The organism is Mycobacterium sp. UNC410CL29Cvi84, from assembly GCF_000686745.1.
Lineage (GTDB): Bacteria > Actinomycetota > Actinomycetes > Mycobacteriales > Mycobacteriaceae > Mycobacterium > Mycobacterium mucogenicum_B.
Map to the genome: position 1 here is coordinate 96,456 of NZ_JMLM01000015.1, position 20,687 is coordinate 117,142.

At 68.2% G+C, this 20,687-nt stretch carries 19 protein-coding genes; 5 read left to right on the top strand and 14 right to left on the bottom strand.

What is annotated here, in order from left to right:
• Window position 1: 1 nt before the first annotated feature.
• Window positions 2–1,876: a methylmalonyl-CoA mutase small subunit gene (gene mutA / locus BR47_RS0121100; protein WP_051634924.1), complete on the bottom strand. Its 1,875-nt coding sequence runs from the start codon at window positions 1,874–1,876 to the stop codon at window positions 2–4.
• A gap of 224 nt (window positions 1,877–2,100) precedes the next feature.
• Here mutA and BR47_RS0121105 point away from each other — a divergent pair, with 224 nt between their 5' ends.
• Window positions 2,101–2,823 carry a TVP38/TMEM64 family protein gene (locus BR47_RS0121105; RefSeq protein WP_029105015.1) on the top strand — a complete coding sequence of 241 codons (723 nt, stop codon included), beginning with the start codon at window positions 2,101–2,103 and terminating at the stop codon, window positions 2,821–2,823.
• Here the strand turns inward: BR47_RS0121105 and BR47_RS0121110 are convergent, their stop codons facing one another.
• Genes BR47_RS0121110 through BR47_RS0121120 form a run of 3 tightly spaced genes read right to left on the bottom strand, consistent with a single transcriptional unit; the run spans window position 2,824 to window position 4,844 of the window.
• Window positions 2,824–3,186, bottom strand: coding sequence for a DoxX family protein (locus tag BR47_RS0121110; RefSeq protein WP_029120705.1), 363 nt, complete (start codon window positions 3,184–3,186; stop codon window positions 2,824–2,826).
• 2 nt (window positions 3,187–3,188) lie between these two features.
• Window positions 3,189–4,394, bottom strand: coding sequence for an SPFH domain-containing protein (locus BR47_RS0121115; RefSeq protein ID WP_036427631.1), 1,206 nt, complete (start codon window positions 4,392–4,394; stop codon window positions 3,189–3,191).
• 18 nt (window positions 4,395–4,412) lie between these two features.
• A complete protein-coding gene (locus BR47_RS0121120) occupies window positions 4,413–4,844 on the bottom strand; it encodes an NfeD family protein (RefSeq protein WP_020100542.1) in 432 nt (143 codons plus the stop codon).
• Between the two features lie 59 nt (window positions 4,845–4,903).
• Here BR47_RS0121120 and BR47_RS0121125 point away from each other — a divergent pair, with 59 nt between their 5' ends.
• Window positions 4,904–5,740, top strand: coding sequence for an Rv1486c family protein (locus BR47_RS0121125; RefSeq protein ID WP_029120707.1), 837 nt, complete (start codon window positions 4,904–4,906; stop codon window positions 5,738–5,740).
• Between the two features lie 6 nt (window positions 5,741–5,746).
• Here the strand turns inward: BR47_RS0121125 and BR47_RS0121130 are convergent, their stop codons facing one another.
• The 8 genes from BR47_RS0121130 to BR47_RS0121165 all read right to left on the bottom strand — a co-directional run bounded on the left by BR47_RS0121130 (window position 5,747) and on the right by BR47_RS0121165 (window position 13,833).
• Complete coding sequence (locus BR47_RS0121130; RefSeq protein WP_029120708.1) at window positions 5,747–6,760, bottom strand: ferrochelatase; 1,014 nt, start codon at window positions 6,758–6,760, stop codon at window positions 5,747–5,749.
• Window positions 6,761–6,791: 31 nt separating this feature from the next.
• Window positions 6,792–7,601 carry an NADH-dependent enoyl-ACP reductase InhA gene (gene inhA, locus BR47_RS0121135; RefSeq protein ID WP_029120709.1) on the bottom strand — a complete coding sequence of 270 codons (810 nt, stop codon included), beginning with the start codon at window positions 7,599–7,601 and terminating at the stop codon, window positions 6,792–6,794.
• 57 nt (window positions 7,602–7,658) lie between these two features.
• Window positions 7,659–8,411, bottom strand: a complete 753-nt coding sequence (fabG1, locus tag BR47_RS0121140) for a 3-oxoacyl-ACP reductase FabG1 (protein ID WP_029105018.1) — start codon at window positions 8,409–8,411, stop codon at window positions 7,659–7,661.
• Window positions 8,412–8,497: 86 nt separating this feature from the next.
• Complete coding sequence (locus BR47_RS0121145) at window positions 8,498–9,415, bottom strand: DUF58 domain-containing protein (protein ID WP_029105019.1); 918 nt, start codon at window positions 9,413–9,415, stop codon at window positions 8,498–8,500.
• 53 nt (window positions 9,416–9,468) lie between these two features.
• Window positions 9,469–10,617, bottom strand: a complete 1,149-nt coding sequence (gene moxR1, locus BR47_RS0121150; RefSeq protein WP_029120710.1) for a chaperone MoxR1 — start codon at window positions 10,615–10,617, stop codon at window positions 9,469–9,471.
• Between the two features lie 176 nt (window positions 10,618–10,793).
• Window positions 10,794–11,474, bottom strand: coding sequence for an NlpC/P60 family peptidoglycan endopeptidase RipB (ripB, locus tag BR47_RS0121155; RefSeq protein ID WP_020100549.1), 681 nt, complete (start codon window positions 11,472–11,474; stop codon window positions 10,794–10,796).
• Window positions 11,475–11,532: 58 nt separating this feature from the next.
• A complete protein-coding gene (ripA, locus tag BR47_RS0121160) occupies window positions 11,533–12,966 on the bottom strand; it encodes an NlpC/P60 family peptidoglycan endopeptidase RipA (protein WP_036427632.1) in 1,434 nt (477 codons plus the stop codon).
• A gap of 237 nt (window positions 12,967–13,203) precedes the next feature.
• Entirely contained in the window at window positions 13,204–13,833 is a 630-nt protein-coding gene (locus BR47_RS0121165) for an Rv1476 family membrane protein (RefSeq protein WP_029120713.1), read from the bottom strand.
• A gap of 161 nt (window positions 13,834–13,994) precedes the next feature.
• On the opposite strand from BR47_RS0121165, the gene acnA reads away from it, so the two are divergent.
• Window positions 13,995–16,817, top strand: coding sequence for an aconitate hydratase AcnA (gene acnA, locus BR47_RS0121170; RefSeq protein ID WP_020100552.1), 2,823 nt, complete (start codon window positions 13,995–13,997; stop codon window positions 16,815–16,817).
• A 62-nt stretch (window positions 16,818–16,879) separates the two neighbouring features.
• Entirely contained in the window at window positions 16,880–17,446 is a 567-nt protein-coding gene (locus BR47_RS0121175; RefSeq protein WP_020100553.1) for a TetR/AcrR family transcriptional regulator, read from the top strand.
• A gap of 58 nt (window positions 17,447–17,504) precedes the next feature.
• On the opposite strand, the gene speB is transcribed toward BR47_RS0121175, so the two are convergent.
• A complete protein-coding gene (gene speB / locus BR47_RS0121180; RefSeq protein ID WP_051634925.1) occupies window positions 17,505–18,485 on the bottom strand; it encodes an agmatinase in 981 nt (326 codons plus the stop codon).
• 88 nt (window positions 18,486–18,573) lie between these two features.
• Here speB and BR47_RS0121185 point away from each other — a divergent pair, with 88 nt between their 5' ends.
• Entirely contained in the window at window positions 18,574–19,173 is a 600-nt protein-coding gene (locus BR47_RS0121185) for a helix-turn-helix domain-containing protein (RefSeq protein ID WP_020100555.1), read from the top strand.
• Here BR47_RS0121185 and BR47_RS0121190 read toward each other — a convergent pair whose 3' ends face one another.
• Complete coding sequence (locus BR47_RS0121190; protein ID WP_051634926.1) at window positions 19,174–20,577, bottom strand: purine-cytosine permease family protein; 1,404 nt, start codon at window positions 20,575–20,577, stop codon at window positions 19,174–19,176.
• Between the last annotated feature and the right edge of the window lie 110 nt (window positions 20,578–20,687).

A 20,687-nucleotide genomic window follows, 5' to 3' on the forward strand; every position in this document is an offset into this window, starting at 1 on the left:
GTCATGCCCCCAATCGGGTGAGCAGGGTCGAAAGCGCTTCGACGGCATCGATTTTCATGGTCAGGTATTCGTCCGGTCGAGCGGACGCATCCACTGTGTTTTCAACGGCCTTCTCCGGCCCGGCGAGGTAGACGTGCGCGACGCCGGCCGCGCGGGCGGCCTTGACGACATCGCTGGCCTCCTCGGCGTACCGGGCGTCGGTGCCACAGACCACCGCGGCCACCTGGCCCGCGGCAGCGGCCGCGACACCCGCGGCGTCGACGGTGCCGGGGTTGACGGCCTCGATGCCACCGGAAGCCAGCAGGTTCGCGGCGAACGTGGTGCGGATGTTGTGCTCGGCGAGCGGGCCGACGGGCAGCAGCACGGCCTGCGGGCGCTTGCCGGTCTTGGCCAGGTACGCGTCGGAGCGGTTGCGCAGCGCCTCGAAAGCCGCGGCGTAGCGCACCACGCCGGGGAACGAATCCGTCTGCGCGAGCGGGGTTTCCGCGAGGTTCGGGAACTCGTTCACACCGGTGAGCGCCGTACGGCGGTGCGCGATGTCGTCGGCACGACGGGCCGCGACCTCGGTGATCTGAGCACTCAGGTGATCACGGGCGGCGACGAAACCGCCCAGCGACTCCAGCTCCTGGAACTTAGCCCAGGCCTGCTGCGCCAGCTGATCGGTGAGGTCCTCGACGAACCACGAGCCGCCCGACGGGTCGACGACGCGGCCCAGGTGTGACTCCTCGAGCAGCAGCAGCTGCGTGTTGCGTGCCATGCGGCGGCTGAAAGTGACTGCGGTACCGGGCAATCCGCCGTCGATGGCGGCGTCGAACGTCTCGACCAGCACGGTGTCGGCGCCGCCCACGCCGGCGGCGAACGCCGCAAGGGTGGTGCGCAGCATGTTCACCCACGGGTCGCGCTGCGACATCATGGCCTTCGAGGTGACGGCGTGAATTACTGCCGCACCGGCTTCTTTTGTATTGCCGGCTCCGCCGGCGGCGGGGTCACCGACGACCTCGGCCACGCGGGCCCAAAGCTGGCGCGCCGCACGGAGTTTGGCAATGGTGGCGAACTGGTCGTCGTCAGCGGCGAAGCGGAAGCTGATCTGCCGCAGCGCGTCGGCGACCGACAGTCCGCTCTCGGTGAGCAGACGCAGGTACGCGACACCGGCGGCGATGGCACCCGCCAGCTCCAGCGAGGCACTCGCGCCGAGGTTGTGCAGCGCGGCGGCGTCGACCGTGACGGCGCGCACTCCCCCGTCGTAGTCGGTCAGTTTCGTGGCGGTGGCGACGACGTCGGCCTCGGTCGCCGCGGTGCGGCCGGACAGCGGCGCGGTCAGCGGGTCGGCGCCCAGGTCGATCGACAGCCGGGCACGCTGGTCGGCGTCGAACGGCTTGACCAGCGTCAGCAGCTGATCAGCGGCACCCGCCAGATCGGCACCGGCATCCAGGAGCACCGGAACCAGATCCAGGAAGACGCCCTCGAATACGCGGTCGAGCTGGTCGACGGGCACGCCGCCCGAACCGACCCGGACCTCGAGCGCGCTCGTGCCGTCGGTCAGGGCGAGCAGGATGGCACCGTTGACCGTGGCGACGTCAGCATCGCTCGCGATCGGGAAGGACTCGGCCACCTTCCAGCCGGCGAGCACGTCGCGGTGGGCGTCACCGCCGCGGGTGAACGGCCAGTGTCCGGGCAGCGCGAGCTCGGCCAGGCCGTCCAGGCTGGTGTACAGGGGACGGACCGGGAAGCCGTCGTACGTGGGCGAATCGAGCAACCGCTCGGGGTCGGCCGGCAGATCCTCGACAGCCTTGCGCGTGCTCTTGGCGAGCACACCGGCGACGTTCGTCTGCCACCGCGCGTAGCGGTCCCGAACAGTGGACACGTCGACAGTCACCGGCGACTCCCAATCTTTCGGCCATCGGACATATGGCACTGCATGCAGAAATGCCTATCACACCTGACTTTCAGGCTAAATCACGCAGGTCGCTACTACCCAGTAGCTCTACGGCGCACCGGCTGGCCGCCTCGTCGGTGCCGGTGGTGGCCAGTGCCGCGGCCCATCGGTCGGACACCCGCCGGACGTCGGCGATGGGCGATGGCCCCGTACCCTTGGAACACGTGAACTCCGTTGTCAGCGCGCTGCGCACGGTCCTGTCTGCAGTGCAAGCCACTGCGGCTCAGATGCCGCTGCGCCGGGCCGTCGGCATCGGGGCAGCAATTGTGATTCTTGTCGCAATCGCCATCTGGGTGCCGTTGCCCAGCGCGGTGCAGATGCGCGACTGGGCCGCCGCGGCCGGCCCCTGGTTCCCGTTGGCGTTCCTGGTCGCGCACACGCTGGTCACGGTGCTGCCGTTCCCGCGTACCGCGTTCACCCTCGCCGCAGGACTCCTGTTCGGTTCCGCCCTCGGCGTCACACTGGCCGTCATCGCCAGCACACTGAGCGCATTGATCGCGCTCTGGCTCGTCCGGGTGCTGGGCTGGCAGTTGAGCAAGCTGTCGCACAAGCACATCGACAGCCTCGACGCCCGGCTCAAGGAACGTGGCTGGGCGGCGATCCTGTCGATGCGCATGATCCCGGCGGTGCCGTTCTCCGTGCTCAACTACGCCGCCGGGGCGTCATCGGTCCGGGTGGTGCCGTACGCGTTCGCGACGTTCTTCGGACTGCTGCCCGGCACCGCGGCCGTCGTCATCCTCGGCGACGCCCTCACCGGTCAGATCCGCCCGTCGCTCCTGGTCGTGTCGGCCTGCACCGCGACCATCGGCATCTGCGGGCTGATCTACGAGATCCGGCTGCACCGCCGGGCCCACGCCGCGCAGCACCCGGTCGACGCGCACAGCTGACTAGGACTCCCGCTCGGGCAGCCCCTTCGCCGTCATCGCGGTGAACAGCGCCAGGAACAGCACCGCCGGCGCGGCGTTCACCGGCTTGTCGTGGGCCCTGACGTGCGCGCCGACGGCCAGCGTGAAGTACAGCGCCAGCATGGCGGTGGTCAGCCGAGCCAGGGCCGAATTGCGTTGTCCGGCAAGCAGACCCACGGCGGCCACCGCTTTGGAGCCGACGAGGATCCACCGGTACTCCAGCGGGAAGTTCACGCCGTTCAGCGCCTTCTCGATAGGGGCGACGGGGACGGCACACGCCGCCGCGTCACCTGCCATCAGGAGCCCCAACGCGGTGTAGGTGCTGCGGGACGTCAAGAAGCTCATGGTCACCTCGAGTGTTGTCCGGCGGGCGGGTCGATCTCCGGGAACGGACGCGCCTCGAGCGGCTGCGTCGGGGGTGCCGGCGGCACGGGCAACGACGGTGCGCCGTAGCCGGGCTGCTGCACCGGCGTGCGGGCCTCGGCCTCGGCCTTCGCCACGGCCTGCGCGATGGCCGGATCGGTCTGGGTGTTGAACCAGTCGGCGACCTCGTCGTCGTCATCCTTGACGGGGGCCTCGTCGACCGGCGACGGCGTGTAGCGGAACACCCCGTCCTCCCCCGGTGCCCCGAGCAGCTTGGTGAAACCCTGTAGCGCCGAACCGAAGTCGCTGGGCACCACCCACACCTTGTTGGCCTCACCCTTGGCCATCTGCGGCAGCGTCTGCAGGTACTGGTAGGCCAGCAGCTCGGGCGTCGGCCGGCCGGCCTTGATGGCCGCGAACGTCTTCTCGATGGCCTTGGCCTGGCCCTGGGCGTTCAGGTACTGGGCGGCCCGCTCACCCTGCGCGCGCAGGATGCGCGACTGCCGGTCTGCCTCGGCGGCCAGGATCGCCGCCTGCTTGGCGCCCTCGGCCGCCAGAATCTGCGACTGCTTCTGCCCTTCCGCCTGCTTGATGGACGCCTCACGGGCGCCCTCGGCGGTCAGGATCATGGCGCGCTTCTCGCGGTCGGCGCGCATCTGCTTCTCCATCGAGTCCTGGATCGACGGCGGCGGATCGATGCTGCGCAGCTCGACACGCGCGACGCGCAGGCCCCACCGGCCGGTGGCCTCGTCGAGCACGCCGCGCAGCTGGGCGTTGATCTGGTCACGTGAGGTCAGCGTCTGCTCCAGCGTCATGCCGCCGACGACGTTGCGCAGCGTCGTCGTGGTCAGCTGTTCGACGCCGACGATGTAGTTGCTGATCTGGTACACCGCGGCCTGCGGGCTGGTCACCTGGAAATAGACGACGGTGTCGATGTTCACCGTCAGGTTGTCCTCGGTGATCACCGGCTGCGGCGGGAACGACACCACCCGCTCACGCAGATCCACCCGGGCCCGGATCTTGTCGATGAACGGCAGCAGCAGCGTCAGCTGGCCCGAGACGGTCTTGCTGTAGCGGCCCAGCCGCTCGATGACCGCTGCCTCGGCCTGCGGGATGAGCGCCACCGATTTGACCACCACCACGATGGCAAACGCCACCAGGATCAGCAGAAGGACAAGTGCACCAGTCAATTTCAGCTCCCCTTGCGTTCAGATGGCCCGGAAGACCACCGCGGTCGCACCGTCGATCCGCATCACGGTGACGTGATCGCCGGGCTCGAAGACATCGTCGTCGGCCATCGGGCGCGCCGTCCAGATTTCGCCGTCGAGTTTTACCTGCCCTTCATGGCGGGTCACCCGTTCCAGCACCAGCGCCGACTTGCCTTCCAAGGCCTTCACCGGTTCGGGCAGGCCCGCGGCACCCAGCCGCTTGCGCAGCGCCGGCCGCACCAGGACCAGCAACAGCACCGACACGATGAGGAAGGAGAGGCCGTCGGCCCAGATGGGCCAGTCGGTGGCCCAGCTCAGACCTGCGGTCGCCAGGGCACCGCCGGACAGCATGAGCAGGAACATGTCACCGGTCAGCGCTTCGGCACCGGCAAGCCCGATCGCCACGATGAGCCACAGCAACGGCACCGGCATGCGACCAGAGTAGCGCCTTGCAGGCCTAATCGGCCGGAGCGTTTTACACTGCGTGCATCATGTGGTGTCCAAGTGTTTCGCTGACGGTGTGGGCCAATGCCTGGCATGCCGGCCTGGCCGCACCCGACGATGTCCTGGATGCGCTATCGCCGTGGGCGCCAAGACATTCCATTGCCGCGTACGACGCCGTGGCGGCCAGCCGCACGGGCCTGCCGTGGCCCGACCTGACCAACTACGGCGGCGTCACGTTGCTGCAGACGCTGCGGCACGCGGCCGGAGCTGCCCGCTCGGAGCCGGCGTTGAACCTGGTACTGCCCGTACCCGGGGATGTCCGGGGCCTGACCCCCGGCACCCGGTTCCAGCAGGACGCCGTCGACATGGGCGAAGCCGTCGTCATCACCTCCAACTACGGCGAGGCCGTCGGGCTGGTCCCCGATTTCGAATACGAGGACGACACCGACGACGCCGAGGTCAAGGCCCTGTCCTGGACGGTGTACTCGCTGCCCAGCGCTCCCGTGGCCGGCCACTTCGACCTCGGCGAAGAGGAGTACCGACTGCGCGACGCGGTCCGGTCCGCGGCCGACGCCCTCGGCCGCCTGCGTGCCGAACCCGGTTCGGACATCGAGGATCCGCGCGAGATGGTCGAACAGCTGCTCGAGGCCGGGCATCTGCACAAACTGCCGGACCACGCCCCCACCCGCGCGGTGCGGGTGCTCGAGACCGCGGCCCACATCGACGCGATCATCACGGTCAGCGCCGGGCTGGCGCCCATCGGCCTGCAGAGCGCATCGGAGATGCAGATCGCGACGGAGGCCATGCGGCCCCTGTCCGACATCGTGCGCTCCGCCCGGCTGGCCGCCGTGACGGCCATCCTGCATTCGGCCTGGGAGCGGTAGGACCGGTCAGTCGCCGCAGCAGCCCGGCAGGCAGGACACCCCGTTGATGCTGCAGCCGTGCCCGGGCACCGGGTCCGGGCCCTCGACCCGCGCCGGCGGCGCACCCGTGCGCAGTTCGTCGACCAACGACGCGGCCAGCCGCGCGAACCGCGGGTCGGCATTGGGAGTCGTGGTGCGCACCAACGTGATTCCGGCCTCGGCCGCCTGCTCGGCGAGCTCGTTGTCGAGGTCCCACACCACCTCGATGTGATCGGCGACGAACCCGATGGGGCAGACGATGACGGCCTTGGTGCCGGCGGCCGCGAGCGCCGCCAGGTGGTCACCGATATCCGGTTCCAGCCAAGGGATTTGGGGCGGCCCGGACCGCGACTGCCAGACCTGGTCGTACTCGTCGTAGCCGGCGGCCGCGGCGACCAGCCGGCTGGCGTAGCCGACCTGACGGCTGTAGAGCCGTGGTCCGTCGCGCTCGTCGACCCGGACCGGAATCGAGTGCGCGGTGAACACGAGGCGGGCCGCGTCACGCAGGTCGGCGGGCAGCTGGGCGGCGGCTTCGCCGATGGCCTCGGCGAACATCTCGACGAACAGCGGATGGTCGAAGTACTGGCGCAGCTTCACCAGCTCGGGCGCCTGCGGGCCCGCCGCGACCCGGCCGCGCGCGATGTCCTCGATGTACTGCCGGCAGCTGGAGTACCCGCCCCAGGCGGACGTCGTGAACACTGCCGCGCGACGAATCCCGTTGTCCCGCATGGCGGTAACCGTGTCTTCGATGTACGGGTCCCAGTTCCGGTTCCCGAAGTACACCGGCAGCTGCGGCATCGCCGCCTCGAGCTCCGACATCAGCGCCCGGTTGATGGCGTTGATCGGCGACGCGCCCCCGAAGTGCATGTAGTGCTCGGCGACGGCGTCGAGGCGCTCCGGCGGCACGCCGCGTCCCCGCGTCACGTTCTCCAGGAACGGCCGGACGTCGGCGGGCCCGTCGGGCCCGCCGAACGACAGCAGCAGCAGTGCGTCGAAATCCATCAGCGCTGTTGGTTCTTCGCGCAAGCGCTCATCACAGCAGCTGGGTGCTGGCGCCACCGTCGGCGTAGATGATCGAGCCGGTGGTCGCGGGCAGCCATTCGGACAGCAGCGCACAGACGGTCTTGGCGACCGGCGTCGGGTCCTTCATGTTCCAGCCGATCGGCGCGCGCTGGTCCCAGCCCTCTTCGAGCAGCTGCATCTGCTGGCCGGCCTCGTCGCCGAGGGCACCGCCGACGATGGCGCTCATGGCCAGGGTCCGGATGGGGCCTGCCGCAACCAGATTGGAGCGCACGCCGAACTTGCCGGCCTCGCGCGCGACGAACCGGTTGACCGACTCGAGGGCGCTCTTGGCGACCGTCATCCAGTTGTACGCGGGCATGGCGCGGGTCGGGTCGAAGTCCATGCCGACGATGCCGCCGCCTTCGTTCATGATCGGCAGCAGCGCCTTGGCCAGCGAGGCGTACGAGTAGGCCGAAATGTGGATGCCCTTGGCGACGTCCTCGTAGGGCGCGTCGAAGAACGGGTTGATGCCCATGCCGCTCTGCGGCATGAAGCCGATGGAGTGCACGACGCCGTCGAGCTTGTTGCCCTCGCCGATCACCTCGGTGACGCGCGCACCGAGCGAGGCCAGGTGCTCTTCGTTCTGCACGTCGAGCTCCAGCAGCGGCGCCGGGTTGGGCAGCCGGTCGGCGATGCGCTGGATGAGCTTCATCCGGTCGAAGCCGGTGAGCACCAGCTCGGCGCCCTGTTCCTGGGCGACCTTCGCGATGTGGAACGCGATGGACGAGTCGGTGATGATCCCGGTGACCAGGATCCGCTTGCCTTCGAGCAAACCTGCCATTGTGCTGACTCCTTTAAGTTCTGGTAAGCCAAAGCGTTTTCAATTGAGCGCCGCGGGTCAGTGACCCATGCCCATGCCGCCGTCGACCGGGATGACCGCACCGGCGATGTAGCCGGCGTCCTCGGACGCCAGGAAGCTGACGGCACCGGCGACCTCTTCGGCGGTGCCGACGCGCTTGGCCGGGATGAAGTCCAGCGCGCCTTCCTGGATGCGCTCGTCGAGGGCACGCGTCATCTCGGTGTCGATGTACCCGGGGGCCACGACGTTGGCGGTGACGCCGGCCTTGGACAGCTCACGAGAGATGGAGCGCGCCATGCCGATCAGGCCGGCCTTGGCGGCCGCGTAGTTGGCCTGGTTGCCGATGCCCCACATGCCCGAGACCGAGCCGATGTAGATGATGCGGCCGAAACGCTTGCGCTGCATGCTGCGCGACGCGCGCTGCGTCACGCGGAACGCGCCGGTGAGGTTGGCGTTGATGACCTCGGTGAACCGCTCCTCGGTCATGCGCATCAGGAACGCGTCCTTGGAGATACCGGCGTTGGACACCAGCACCTCGACCGGGCCCTGGTGCTCCTCGACCTCTTTGAACGCACGGTCGACGGCCTCGGCGTCGGTCACGTCACACACGACGCCGAACAGGCCCTCGGGCGCACCCGAACCGCGGTGGGTCACCGCGACCTTGTGGCCGTCCGCGGCCAGCCGCTGCGCGATGGCCAGGCCGATACCCCGGTTACCACCGGTGACCAGCACGGAACGGGAAACGAAGGCCGGACGGCCAGGAGCAGCCTCAGTGGCAACAGCGTCACTCATGCTGGTCAACTTATCGTCTCGGCCGGTGCACGCCTAAATCGGCACGCCACGACGGCGAGCCGTCCAATGGACACAGTGGTTGACAGCTACCGGGCCGCCATGGCGCCGCGGCGACGGTTCGCCACGAACCGGACGACGTCGGCGATCCAGTCCCGGTCGGTGCGCAGCGTCAGCAGCGGAGCGTCGCATCGGCGCAGCGTGCGGGCCACTTCGTCGCGGTGCGCCTGGGCGGCGCGGGCGAAGTCGTCCCGGAGTTGCTCGTCGATGGTGAACTCCTTGGTGATGCCGGACTCGGCGTCCTGCAGCACCACGTCCCCCACGGCTGGCAGCTCCACATCGCGCGGGTCGATGATCTCGATGCCCAGCACCTCGTGCCGCCCGGCGATGGCGCGCAGCGGGCGCATCCAGTTGATCGGGCCGAGGAAGTCACTGATGATCACGGCCATGCCGCGGCGGCGCTCGGGCCGGCGCAGCGCGTCGATGGCGGCGGCCAGGTCACCACGGACCCCGGCCGGGGCCTTGGGTGTGGTGGCGATGGCGCGCAACAGTTCCTGCTCGTGCAGCCGGCCGGACAGTGCGGGGACCCGGCGGACGGTGTCGCCGTTCGAGATGACCGCGCCGAGCCGGTTGCCGCCGCCGCTGTTGAGGAACGCGATGGAGGCCGCCGCGGCGACCGCCAGATCACGCTTCTCGCAGCCCGCGGTGCCGAAGTCCAGGCTCGCCGACATGTCGACGACGAGCCAGGTCTCCAATTCCCGGTCCGCGATCATCTGCCGCACGTGCGGATGCGTCGTGCGCGCCGTGACGGACCAGTCCATCCGGCGGACGTCGTCGCCGGGCTGGTAGAGCCGGGACTCCCCCGGCTCGGATCCCGGACCGGGGATCAGGCCCTGGTGGTCGCCGTGGAGGACACCGTCCAGCTTGCGCCGGACGGTGAGCTCCAGCTTGCGCAGTGCGGCCGACAGTTCGGGATCGCGAATCTGGCCACGCTGCAGTGACGGCAGATCGACGGACCGGCCGGTCTGCGGCGAAGCCGAACGATCAGACCCGGGGGCGGTCACCGACCAGAGGCCCCAGCTGCGCCGGCCATCACGGGCGGAACCGAATGTCCTTGCTGCGGAATGGCATTCACCTGCGGCAGCGCGACGGTCTGCAGGATCCGGTTGACGACGGTCTCGGCTGAGATCTCGTCGGCGAGCGCGTCGTAGGTGAGCACGAGACGGTGCCGCAGCACGTCCGGGATGACCTCGACGACGTCCTGCGGGATGACGTAGTCACGGCCCCGGACCAGCGCCAGCGCACGGGAGGCGCTGATGATGCCCAGCGAGGCACGCGGCGAGGCGCCGTAGGCGATCCACGCCTTGGCGTCGGGCATGCCGAACTTCTCCGGCTCACGCGTGGCGGTCACGATGCGGACCACGTAGTCGACGAGGGCGTGGTGCACGAAGGTGTTGGCGGCCACGTCCTGCAGGCGCAGCAGGTCCTCGGTGGTGAGGATCTGCTTGGGCTCCGGCGGCTTGACGCCCATCCGGTAGATGATCTCGCGCTCTTCCTCGGGCGACGGGTAGCCGACGTTGAGCTTGAACAGGAATCGGTCGCGCTGCGCCTCGGGCAGCTGGTAGACGCCCTCCTGCTCGATGGGGTTCTGGGTCGCCATGACCAGGAACGGGCTGGGCAGCGGGAAGGTCTTGCCACCGATGGAGATCTTGCGCTCGGCCATGACCTCCAGCAGCGCTGACTGCACCTTGGCGGGCGCACGGTTGATCTCGTCGGCGAGCAGGAAGTTGACCATCACCGGGCCGAGCTCGATGTCGAACTCTTCCTTGCCGACGCGGTAGATGCGCGTACCGACGATGTCGGTGGGCACCAGGTCGGGGGTGAACTGGATGCGGGCGAACGAGCCACCGACCACCTTGGCGAAGGTCTCCACGGCGAGGGTCTTGGCGACGCCCGGCACACCTTCGAGCAGCACGTGGCCCTTGGCCAGCAGGCCGACCAGCATGCGCTCGACCAGCTGGTCCTGGCCGACGATGATGCGCTTGACCTCGAAGATGGCGCGTTCGAGGGTGTGCACCTCGGACTGCAGCGAGCCGCTGACGGGCGGCTGCGCGGCGGGGGCGGCGTGCGCCCCGGGCGGGTAACCCTGTGTGGGTGCCGGGCCTGGGTAGCCTCCGGCGCCGTCGGGCGGCCCACTCGGTGACGTCATCTAGCTTCCTCCCACAATTGTTTCGGCCGGATGTCCGGCGCAAAATCGCTGGTCTAGCGGGTAGCCGCCAATATAGCGGCGCGCCCGGAGTCAACTATTCCAGGCGGCTGCGTATCCGTCGAACGTTTGCCGACGGCGGAGCCGTCAGTGCTGCTAGGGCGGACTTTCCGCGTGTCTCAGGTCTCGATGATGCGGGACAGGTGCGGCGACATACCGGCCGTGCGGACCGGACTGACCGTCACCTTGCCGGCACTGCCGGACGCCTCCAGCATCTTTCCGTTGCCGAGGTAGATCGTGACGTGCTGGCTGCCGCCGGGGCCGTAGAAGATCAGGTCGCCGCGCTTGGCCTCCGACGGCGCGATGGCACGGCCGGTGTTGTACTGGTCGCCCGAGTACTTGGGAATCTGCACGCCCACGCCGGCGTAGGCGTAGCGGGTGAAACCCGAACAGTCATAACCGATCTTGCCGGCGTCGTAGTCCACGCCGGGTCCGGGACCGGTCAGCGTGCCGCCGCCCCACGAGTACGGGACGCCCATCTGGGAGCCGCCGCGCCGGATGACGTACTCGATGGCCTGCTTACCGCCGACGCGGCCGCCGGGCATCATCGCGGCGGTTCCGCCGCCACCGCCGCTCGGTTTGCCGCCCAGGCCCAGGCTGGACAGAAAGCTCTGGCCGAGGTTCTGGGTGGTCTGCAGAGCCAGCTGGCTGGCCTGGAACGTCGCGTTGGCGATGGCCACCGGGTCACCGGGGGCACCCGAGCTGGCCCGCATGGGCAGTGTCGGGTCCCACCCGCCGTCGGGCTCGGCAACCGCACTCGGCGCAGGCCCGAACGCGAGTGCCAGCGCCAGCGCGCCCACGCCCGCGAGGAGGTCTCTCCGGTGAAATTCCTTGCCCTGCAATGCAATAACCCCTGTATCAGTATTCGATGTAACGGATCACGTATGGCGTCATGCCGCTGGTTCGCACCGGCGACACCTTGACGTTGGAACCGGTGTAGGGCGCTTCGAGCATCTGCCCGTTGCCGAGGTACAGGGTCACGTGCTGGCTGCCACCCGGGCCGTAGAAGATGACGTCCCCGCGGCGGGCCTGCGATGTCGGGATCTTGCGGCCCGCCTCATATTGGTTGCCGGAGTAGTGCGGCAGTTTGATGCCGACGCCGGCGAAGGCGTAGAGGATCAGACCCGAGCAGTCGAACCCGACGGTGCCGGCACCCGAGTCGATGCCCGTGCTGGGACCGGCGGCGGTGCCGCCGCCCCAGGAGTACGGGACGCCGATCTGCGACATGGCGCGCTTGATGACGTATTCCGAGGCCTGCTTGCCGTAGACGCGCGGGATGGCGCCGTTGGTGTAGCCCGACTTGGTGACGGTGGCGGGCACCAGGCCGAGTTTCTGCAGGAAGCTGTGGCCCATCTGCTGGGTGACCTGCGCCGACGTGGCGGTCATGCCGAGCACGTTGTTGATGACGGCGATCGGGTCACCGGGGATGTTGGCGCTCGGAATCTTGGGCAGGGTCGGGTCCCAGCCGCCGTCGTCCCACTTGCGGGGGCCGGCCGCGGCGGGCGCGCCGTCCCAGTTGGCGGCGTACCGGCCGGGGTCGGCCGCGGGAGTTCCGGACGCGGGGGCGCTCGCCGCCCATTGTGTGCGCGCTGCGTTGAGCTTGGCCTGCGCCGCGTCGCGCTGGCTGACCAGCTGGTCCAGCTGCGTCTGCTGGTCGGCGAACGTGGTCCGGGCATCGGTCAGGGCCCTGACGGCGTCGTCCTGCCTGGCCTGGGCATCTTTGACGGCCTGGTCGGCCTTCTGCTTGGCCAGGCGGGCGGCGGATTCGCGGTTGGCCAGTTCGGTGCGGCTGCGCTGCAGATCGGCGATGGCCTCCTGCGAGCTGATGGTCAGTGCCTGGCCGGTGGCGGCGGTGTTGATCATCTCGCCGGGATCGGTCGCGGTCAGGTAGGACGCGGACGGCCCGTTGATGTACGCCGCCTCGGCGTACTTGTCGAAGTGCGCCTGGGCGGCGGCGATGGCCGCGTTGGCGTCCTTCAGACCGGTCTGGCTGGTGTCGATGTCCTGCTGGGCGGTCGCGGCGTCGTCCCGGGCGGTCTGCACGTCGGCGATGGCCTTGTTGACCGATTCCTGCCGGGTCTGGATGGCGGCGCCGAGGTCCTGCAGTTTTTGATTGGCGTTGGCGAGATCGGTGACCAGGGCGGCGATCTCGCTGCTGCCGGGTTGCGCCGACGCGATACCGGAGGCGAACACGGACGCGGTCATGACACCGAACACGAGCGACCCGGTGCCGACGCGACTGCCCAGCCGGGTGGCCAGCCCACCACTAAAGGGGCGAATGCTGCGTCCCATTGACTCAGGTCTCCTAAGGCTCCAGCGCGCTGGTGCCCGCCTAAGGCAAAAGCGGGCTCGATCCGTTGGTCCCGTAAGTCGCAGAAATCACAAATCATCACAACTGCAACATGCGGTACCAACTGCACCGTACGTCACAGGTTGCACAAATGAAACGTTAGTAACAAACCACACCGTTGTAATTGAAAAAGGTGTGACCGAATAGTGATATTCGAATTCGCGGCGCCCCGCGCGCAGCTACCGAGATGCCGGCGCGGCGGCGTCCTGCGGCGCCGCAGCTGCGGCCGCTTTCCGGGCCCGGACCTGCAGAAACCGGGTACCGACGGCAGCCGCTACCACGCCGAGGATGACCACCACAGTGAACGACGTCCAAGGAAATATCGGCGTTTCCAGCTGACTCACAAAATTCTTCGAGTTCTGCACAACGCTCGGCGTCTTCGCGAGGTCCTGACCGGCCTCCAACAGCGACCGGTCATAAGTCGGACTGACCGAGCCGGCGAAGCCGGGACTCAGGGTCAGCACGGTCGACTCGGGATACACCCGGCCGACGTCCGCGGCGATGTCACGCAGCGGGGTGTCGATGCCCGGACTCGTCGGCAGCACCACGATCTTGAGGTCGATGCCCTTGGCATGAGCGTCGGCGACGACCTGACGCAGGGCGGCGGCCTCCTGCGCGGCCTCGGCGGCCTGCTTCGCTTCCTGCGGCGTGGCCGGCGTCTTGGCGGGCGCGATGCCCGGCGCGCTGACCCCACCGTCACGCACCTGCGTGATCACCGCCGCCATGCACACGTCGACAGGGGTCTTGGCCGGGTCCTGCCCGACCGTGGCGCAGACGTCCGGCGGAATGAATGCCGCGAAAGTTGTCACGCGGCAAACGGTACTGGAATTTCCTCGAACTCCCTGACGGCGCACCCGGAACCCGACAAGACTGTAGCCACCCCCTGGGCGCTCATAGGACAAGCGTACTGTTAGGGTAGCAACGCGCCGCTGACACAGCCCGTCGCGGCGAGATCTAGCCGGGAGTTGATGTGAGCAGCAATTCATTTGGAGCCCGTGACACGCTCGTTGTCGGGGAAAACAGCTACGAGATTTTCCGCCTCGACGCGGTTCCGGGTACCGAGAAGCTTCCCTACAGCCTCAAGGTGCTTGCGGAGAACCTGCTGCGCACCGAAGACGGCGCCAACATCACCAAGGATCACATCCTGGCGCTGGCCAACTGGGATCCGTCGGCCGAGCCGAGCATCGAAATCCAGTTCACCCCGGCCCGTGTGATCATGCAGGACTTCACCGGCGTGCCCTGCGTCGTCGACCTGGCCACCATGCGTGAGGCCGTCACCGCCCTCGGCGGCGACCCGAACAAGGTCAACCCGCTCTCTCCCGCCGAGATGGTCATCGACCACTCCGTCATCCTCGACGTGTTCGGCACCGCCGACGCCTACGAGAAGAACGTCGCCCTCGAGTACGAGCGCAACTCCGAGCGCTACCAGTTCCTGCGCTGGGGCCAGGGCGCCTTCGACGACTTCAAGGTCGTCCCGCCGGGCACCGGCATCGTCCACCAGGTCAACATCGAGTACCTGGCCCGCACCGTGATGGTCCGCAACGGCCAGGCGTACCCCGACACCTGTGTGGGTACCGACAGCCACACCACCATGGAGAACGGCCTGGGCGTGCTGGGCTGGGGCGTCGGCGGTATCGAGGCCGAGGCCGCCATGCTGGGCCAGCCCGTCTCGATGCTCATCCCCCGCGTCGTCGGCTTCAAGCTGACCGGTGAAATCCAGCCGGGCGTCACCGCCACCGACGTGGTGCTGACCGTCACCGACATGCTGCGCAAGCACGGCGTCGTCGGCAAGTTCGTCGAGTTCTACGGCAAGGGCGTCGCCGAGGTGCCGCTGGCCAACCGCGCCACCCTGGGCAACATGAGCCCCGAGTTCGGCTCGACCTGTGCGATCTTCCCGATCGACGAAGAGACCATCAACTACCTGCGCCTGACCGGCCGCACCGACGAGCAGCTGGCGCTCGTCGAGGCCTACGCCAAGACCCAGGGCATGTGGCACGACGCCGACCACGAGCCGGCCTTCTCGGAGTACCTCGAGCTGGACCTGTCGACGGTCGTGCCGTCGATCGCCGGCCCGAAGCGCCCGCAGGACCGAATCCTGTTGTCGGAGAGCAAGATCGCGTTCCGCAAGGACATCCACAACTACGTGGAGGAGCAGCACCCGGCCGACCACACCAAGCTCGACGAGGCCGTCGAGGAGTCGTTCCCGGCTTCTGACCCGGCCGCCCTGTCGTTCGCTGACGACGGTGCCGTCAACGTCCAGTCCGCCGCCAACGGCGCCGAGGGCCGGCCGAGCAAGCCGGTGCGCGTCAAGGGCGACCGCGGCGAGTTCATCCTCGACCACGGCGCCGTCGCGGTCGCGGGTATCACCTCCTGCACCAACACCTCCAACCCGTCGGTCATGATCGGTGCCGCCCTGCTGGCCCGCAACGCCGTCGAGAAGGGCCTGACCAGCAAGCCGTGGGTCAAGACCAACATGGCCCCGGGCAGCCAGGTCGTCACCGACTACTACGAGAAGGCCGGCCTGTGGCCCTACCTGGAGAAGCTGGGCTTCTACCTGGGTGGCTACGGCTGCACCACGTGCATCGGTAACACCGGCCCGCTGCCGGAGGAGATCTCCAAGGCCGTCAACGAAGAGGACCTGACCGTCACCGCGGTGCTGTCCGGTAACCGCAACTTCGAGGGCCGCATCTCCCCCGACGTCAAGATGAACTACCTGGCCTCGCCGCCGCTGGTCATCGCCTACGCCCTCGCCGGCACCATGGACTTCGACTTCGAGACGGACTCCCTGGGCAAGGACACTGACGGCAACGACGTCTTCCTGCGCGACATCTGGCCGTCGGCCCAGGAGATCGACGACACCATCAAGAGCGCGATCAGCCAGGACATGTTCCGCAAGTCCTACGCCGACGTGTTCAAGGGCGACGACAACTGGCGCAACCTGTCGACCCCCGCCGGCGACACCTTCGCGTGGGACGACGCCTCGACCTACGTCCGCAAGGCGCCGTACTTCGACGGCATGGAAATGGAGCCGGCGCCCGTCACCGACATCAAGGGCGCCCGCGTCATGGCCCTGCTGGGCGACTCGGTGACCACCGACCACATCAGCCCGGCCGGCCCGATCAAGCCGGGTACCCCGGCCGCGGACTACCTGGACGCGCACGGTGTGGCCCGCAAGGACTACAACTCGCTGGGCAGCCGTCGTGGCAACCACGAGGTCATGGTCCGCGGCACCTTCGCCAACATCCGCCTGCAGAACCGGATTCTGGACACCATCGGCCTGGAGGGCACGCAGGGTGGCTACACCCGCGACTTCACCCAGGAGGGTGGCCCGAAGGAGTTCATCTACAACGCGTGCATGAACTACCAGAAGGCCGGCATCCCGCTGGTCGTGCTGGGCGGCAAGGAATACGGTTCGGGTTCGTCGCGTGACTGGGCCGCCAAGGGCACCACGCTGCTCGGCGTCAAGGCCGTCATCACCGAGTCGTTCGAGCGCATCCACCGGTCGAACCTGATCGGCATGGGCGTCATCCCGCTGCAGTTCCCGGCGGGCGAGAGCGCCAAGTCGCTGGGCCTGGACGGCACCGAGACCTTCGACATCTCCGGCATCGAGGAGCTCAACGCCGGCAAGACGCCGAAGACCGTGCACGTCACCGCCACCAAGGAGGACGGCACCAAGGTCGAGTTCGACGCCGTGGTCCGCATCGACACCCCCGGCGAGGCCGACTACTACCGCAACGGCGGCATCCTGCAGTACGTGCTGCGCAACATGCTGCGGTCGGGCAGCGAGGCCTGATAGCTGGCTGATTCGGTTGGGCAGCTCTCGGGCTGCCCAACCGAACGCCAGTAGGAGTCCTGGTGCCCAAAGTTAGCGACGATCATCTCGCCGCCCGTCGAGCGCAGATCCTCGACGGCGCCCGACGCTGTTTTTCCGAGTTCGGGTACGAAGGCGCGACCGTCCGCCTTCTCGAAGAAGCCACCGCGATGTCGCGGGGCGCGATCTTCCATCACTTCCGCGACAAGGACGCGTTGTTCTTCGCGCTCGCCGAGGAGGACGGCGAGCGCATGGCCGAGACCGTCGAGAAGGACGGCCTCGTGCAGGTCATGCGCAACATGCTGGCCAAGCCGGAGAACTACCAGTGGCTGGGCACCCGGCTGGAGATCGCCCGGCGGCTGCGCACCGATGCCGAGTTCCGTGCCGAGTGGCAGCAGCGCTACGAGGAACTCAACCAGGCCACCATCGCGCGTCTGGAGCGCAAGAAGGCCGCCGGCACCTTGCGCGACGACGTGCCCACCGAAGTGCTGCACATCTATCTCGACCTGGTGCTCGACGGCCTCATCGCGCGGCTCGCGTCGGGTCAGACCGGCGAGGATCTGACCGCCGTCCTCGACATCGTCGAGGCGTCGGTGCGGCGCAAGCCCTAGTCTGATCTGCCGAACTCCTCAACGCGGCTCGTACCTCGCCGCTTGATCGTCGTCCGGCTCAGCGGTTCGCGCTCATCACCGACAGCAGCTCGTAGCCGACGTGTGCGGCGGCGATGCCCGTCAGCTCGGCGTGGTCGTATGCGGGCGACACCTCGACGATGTCGGCGCCCACCACGTTCAGCCCGGTCAGCGAGCGCAGCGAATGCAGCAGCTCGCGCGACGTCAGTCCCCCGGCTTCCGGTGTCCCGGTGCCGGGCGCGTGCGCCGGGTCGAGCACGTCGATGTCCACCGATACGTAGACCGGACCGCCGGCCAGGCGCTTCACCATGCGCTCCCGCACACTCGCCAGGCCGTCGACCTGGTAGTCGTCGGAGCGGATCACCTGGAAGCCGAGGATCGCGTCGTCCTCGAGGTCCTTCTTGCTGTAGAGCGGGCCGCGGATACCCATGTGCAGCGAGCGCTCCATGTCGATGAGGCCCTCTTCGCTGGCCCGGCGGAACGGGGTCCCGTGCGTGTAGGCGGCGCCGAAGTAGGTGTCCCAGGTGTCGAGGTGCGCGTCGAAGTGCAGCACGGCGATGGGGCCGTGGTCGCGGTGCAGTGACCGCAGGATCGGCAGCGCGATGGTGTGGTCGCCGCCGAGCGTCAGCACGGCGCTGCCGTCCTTGCGCAGCGCGGTCACCTCGCTGTCGATGGTCTCGATGGCCTCATTGATGTTGAACGGGTTGACGCCGATGTCGCCGGCGTCGGCGACCTGCTGGTTGGCGAAGGGCGACACGTCGAGCGCCTGGTTGTAGGGCCGCAGCAGCTTGGACGCGGCACGGATGTGCCCGGGGCCGAAGCGCGCGCCCGGCCGGTAGGACACGCCGGAGTCGAACGGGACGCCGAGGATCGTGACGTCGGGCGAGGAAACCTGGTCCAGGCGCGGCACCCGCGCGAAGGTGGCCGGTTCGGCGTAGCGCGGGAACCGGCTGGCATCGACCTGGCCGATGATCTCGCGGCCGTCGGGCGCGGTGGTCGTGATGTACCGGTCGAAGCTCATCAGTTCTCCAAAGTCGTGGCGTGTGGCTTGGGTCTCATTGTTTCCGGCAGTAGAATTATTGTCAACCTTTGTTTCCTAGGAGGAAAACGTGGGCGGTTCGCCGGCAACGCAACTAACGATCGCCGCACGGTTGAAGGCCGCCCGCAGCGCCAAGCGCATGACGCTCGACGAGCTCGCCGCCGCCAGTGGCGTGACCAAGGGCTACCTGTCGAAGGTCGAACGCGGCCAGTCCAACGCGTCCGTCGCCGCGCTCATCCGCATCTGTGACGCCCTCGAACTCCAGGTCGGTTCCCTGTTCGACGAGACACCCGTCGGCGAGGTGGTCCGCGCCGGCGAGTACCCGCGCATCGAGTTCGGCGGCACCCGGATGACCGAATTCCAGCTGACGCCGACGGGCGAGCGCCGCTTCCAGGTCCTGATGAGCGACATCGCGCCCGGCGGCGGCAGCGGGAACGACACCTACTCACTGCCGGCCGAAGTGGAGTTCGCGATGGTCATCGAGGGCCGGCTGCACATCGACTTCGTCGAGGGCAACGGCAGCCGCATCACCCTGAACCAGGGCGATGCGCTGACGTTCGAGGCCGACCGTCCACACGCCTTCCACGCCGACGCGCAGTCCGGCGCGAAGGTGTTGTGGGTGCTGACCCCGGCCCTGGCGCACCGGCGCCTGGCCGAGGCCGCCGAATAGCTAGGCGGCCGTCAGCTCCTGACGGCTCCGTTCGACCGCGGCGTGCTCAGGCGCCAGGTCCACGCCGCGCGTCAGCACGTAGTACGCCAGCCCAGATACCGCCAGGCCGACGACGAACGAGATGTCCACTCCCCCAAGCATCTTGGCGATGGGCCCCTCGTAGAAGTGCAACGAGATGAACGGCACCATCGACACCATGCCGACGAGGTACGCCGCGAGTCCGCGCCAGGACCACCGGCCGTAGATGCCGTCGGGCCGGAAGATGTCGACGATCGAATAGTGCCCGCGCCGAACGAAATAGAAGTCGACGAGGTTGACGGCCGTCCACGGGATCAGGAAGTACAGCATCAGCAGCACGAAGGTGTTGAACGACTCGAGGTAACCCTCGGGCAGCGACAGCGCGACGACGAAGGCGACGAACGACGTGAGCGCGATGCCGAGCACCCGCAGGCGCACGGTCGGCGTGATCGGCCGGAAGGCGTCGAGGGCGCTCATGCTCGTCAGGCTGGCGCCGTAGGCGTTGACGGACATGATGGTCACCAGGGCGATCGACGCCACCACGACGGTGAAAGTGCCGAAGCCGGGCAGTAATTGGTTGCCGACGGTCTGGATCGAGACGATCGCGTCCGGCGTCGGCAGCGCCGATGCCAGCACCGCGCCGAGCGACATCAGCCACACCGACGACCCGGCGGCACCGAGGTAGGTCCACCAGATGACGTGCTTGGCCGAGGTGTTCTCGGGCAGGTACCGCGAGTAGTCGGAGACATAGACCGCGTACGAAATCTGGTATCCGGCCGCGGCGGCGAACTGCATGAGGAACACCGTCAGCGAGAACTTGCCGCCGTCGGGAACCGCCGCATTGAGGTGCAACGTCGACAAGGCGTAGACGGTGAGGACGCCGAACACGACGATCAGCAGGTATGTCAGCCACCGCTGCACGACCATCATCAGGTCGAAGCCGACGACGGCGATGACGATCGCGGCCACCATCAGCCCGAGGTACCAGAGCCAGTTCGGGCCGGGGAAGACCGTCTTGAAGCCGGATGTGGCGAGGATCGTGTTGAAGACGTTGAAGCCGATGTACACGAAGATCACGGCGATGAACGGGACGAGCGCGCCGCGCGAACCGAACTGCGCGCGCGACTGGATCATCTGCGGCAGGCCCATCGTGGGGCCCTGGTTGGCGTGGAAGCACATGAAGAGCGTCCCGAAACAGGCGCCGGCGACGGCCGCCAGCACCGACCACCCGGCGGACAGTCCGTTGGCCGGCCCGAGGAAGCCCGTGACCATCGTGGTCAGCACGAAGTTCCCGGTGAACCAGAACGGTGCCTGGTGGTGCACCTTGCCCCTGCGTTCCCCGGTCGGGATCCAGTCGATGGACCGGGTCTCGATTGCACCTGCCATGGCATCCCCTTTGATGTGGCTCAGATCACTGGCCCTAGAGTAGGCATCCGCGGTCGCCAAAGGCAACAATTGTTTCCTAGCTCACTCCACATGTTGACAAGCGGGAGTGA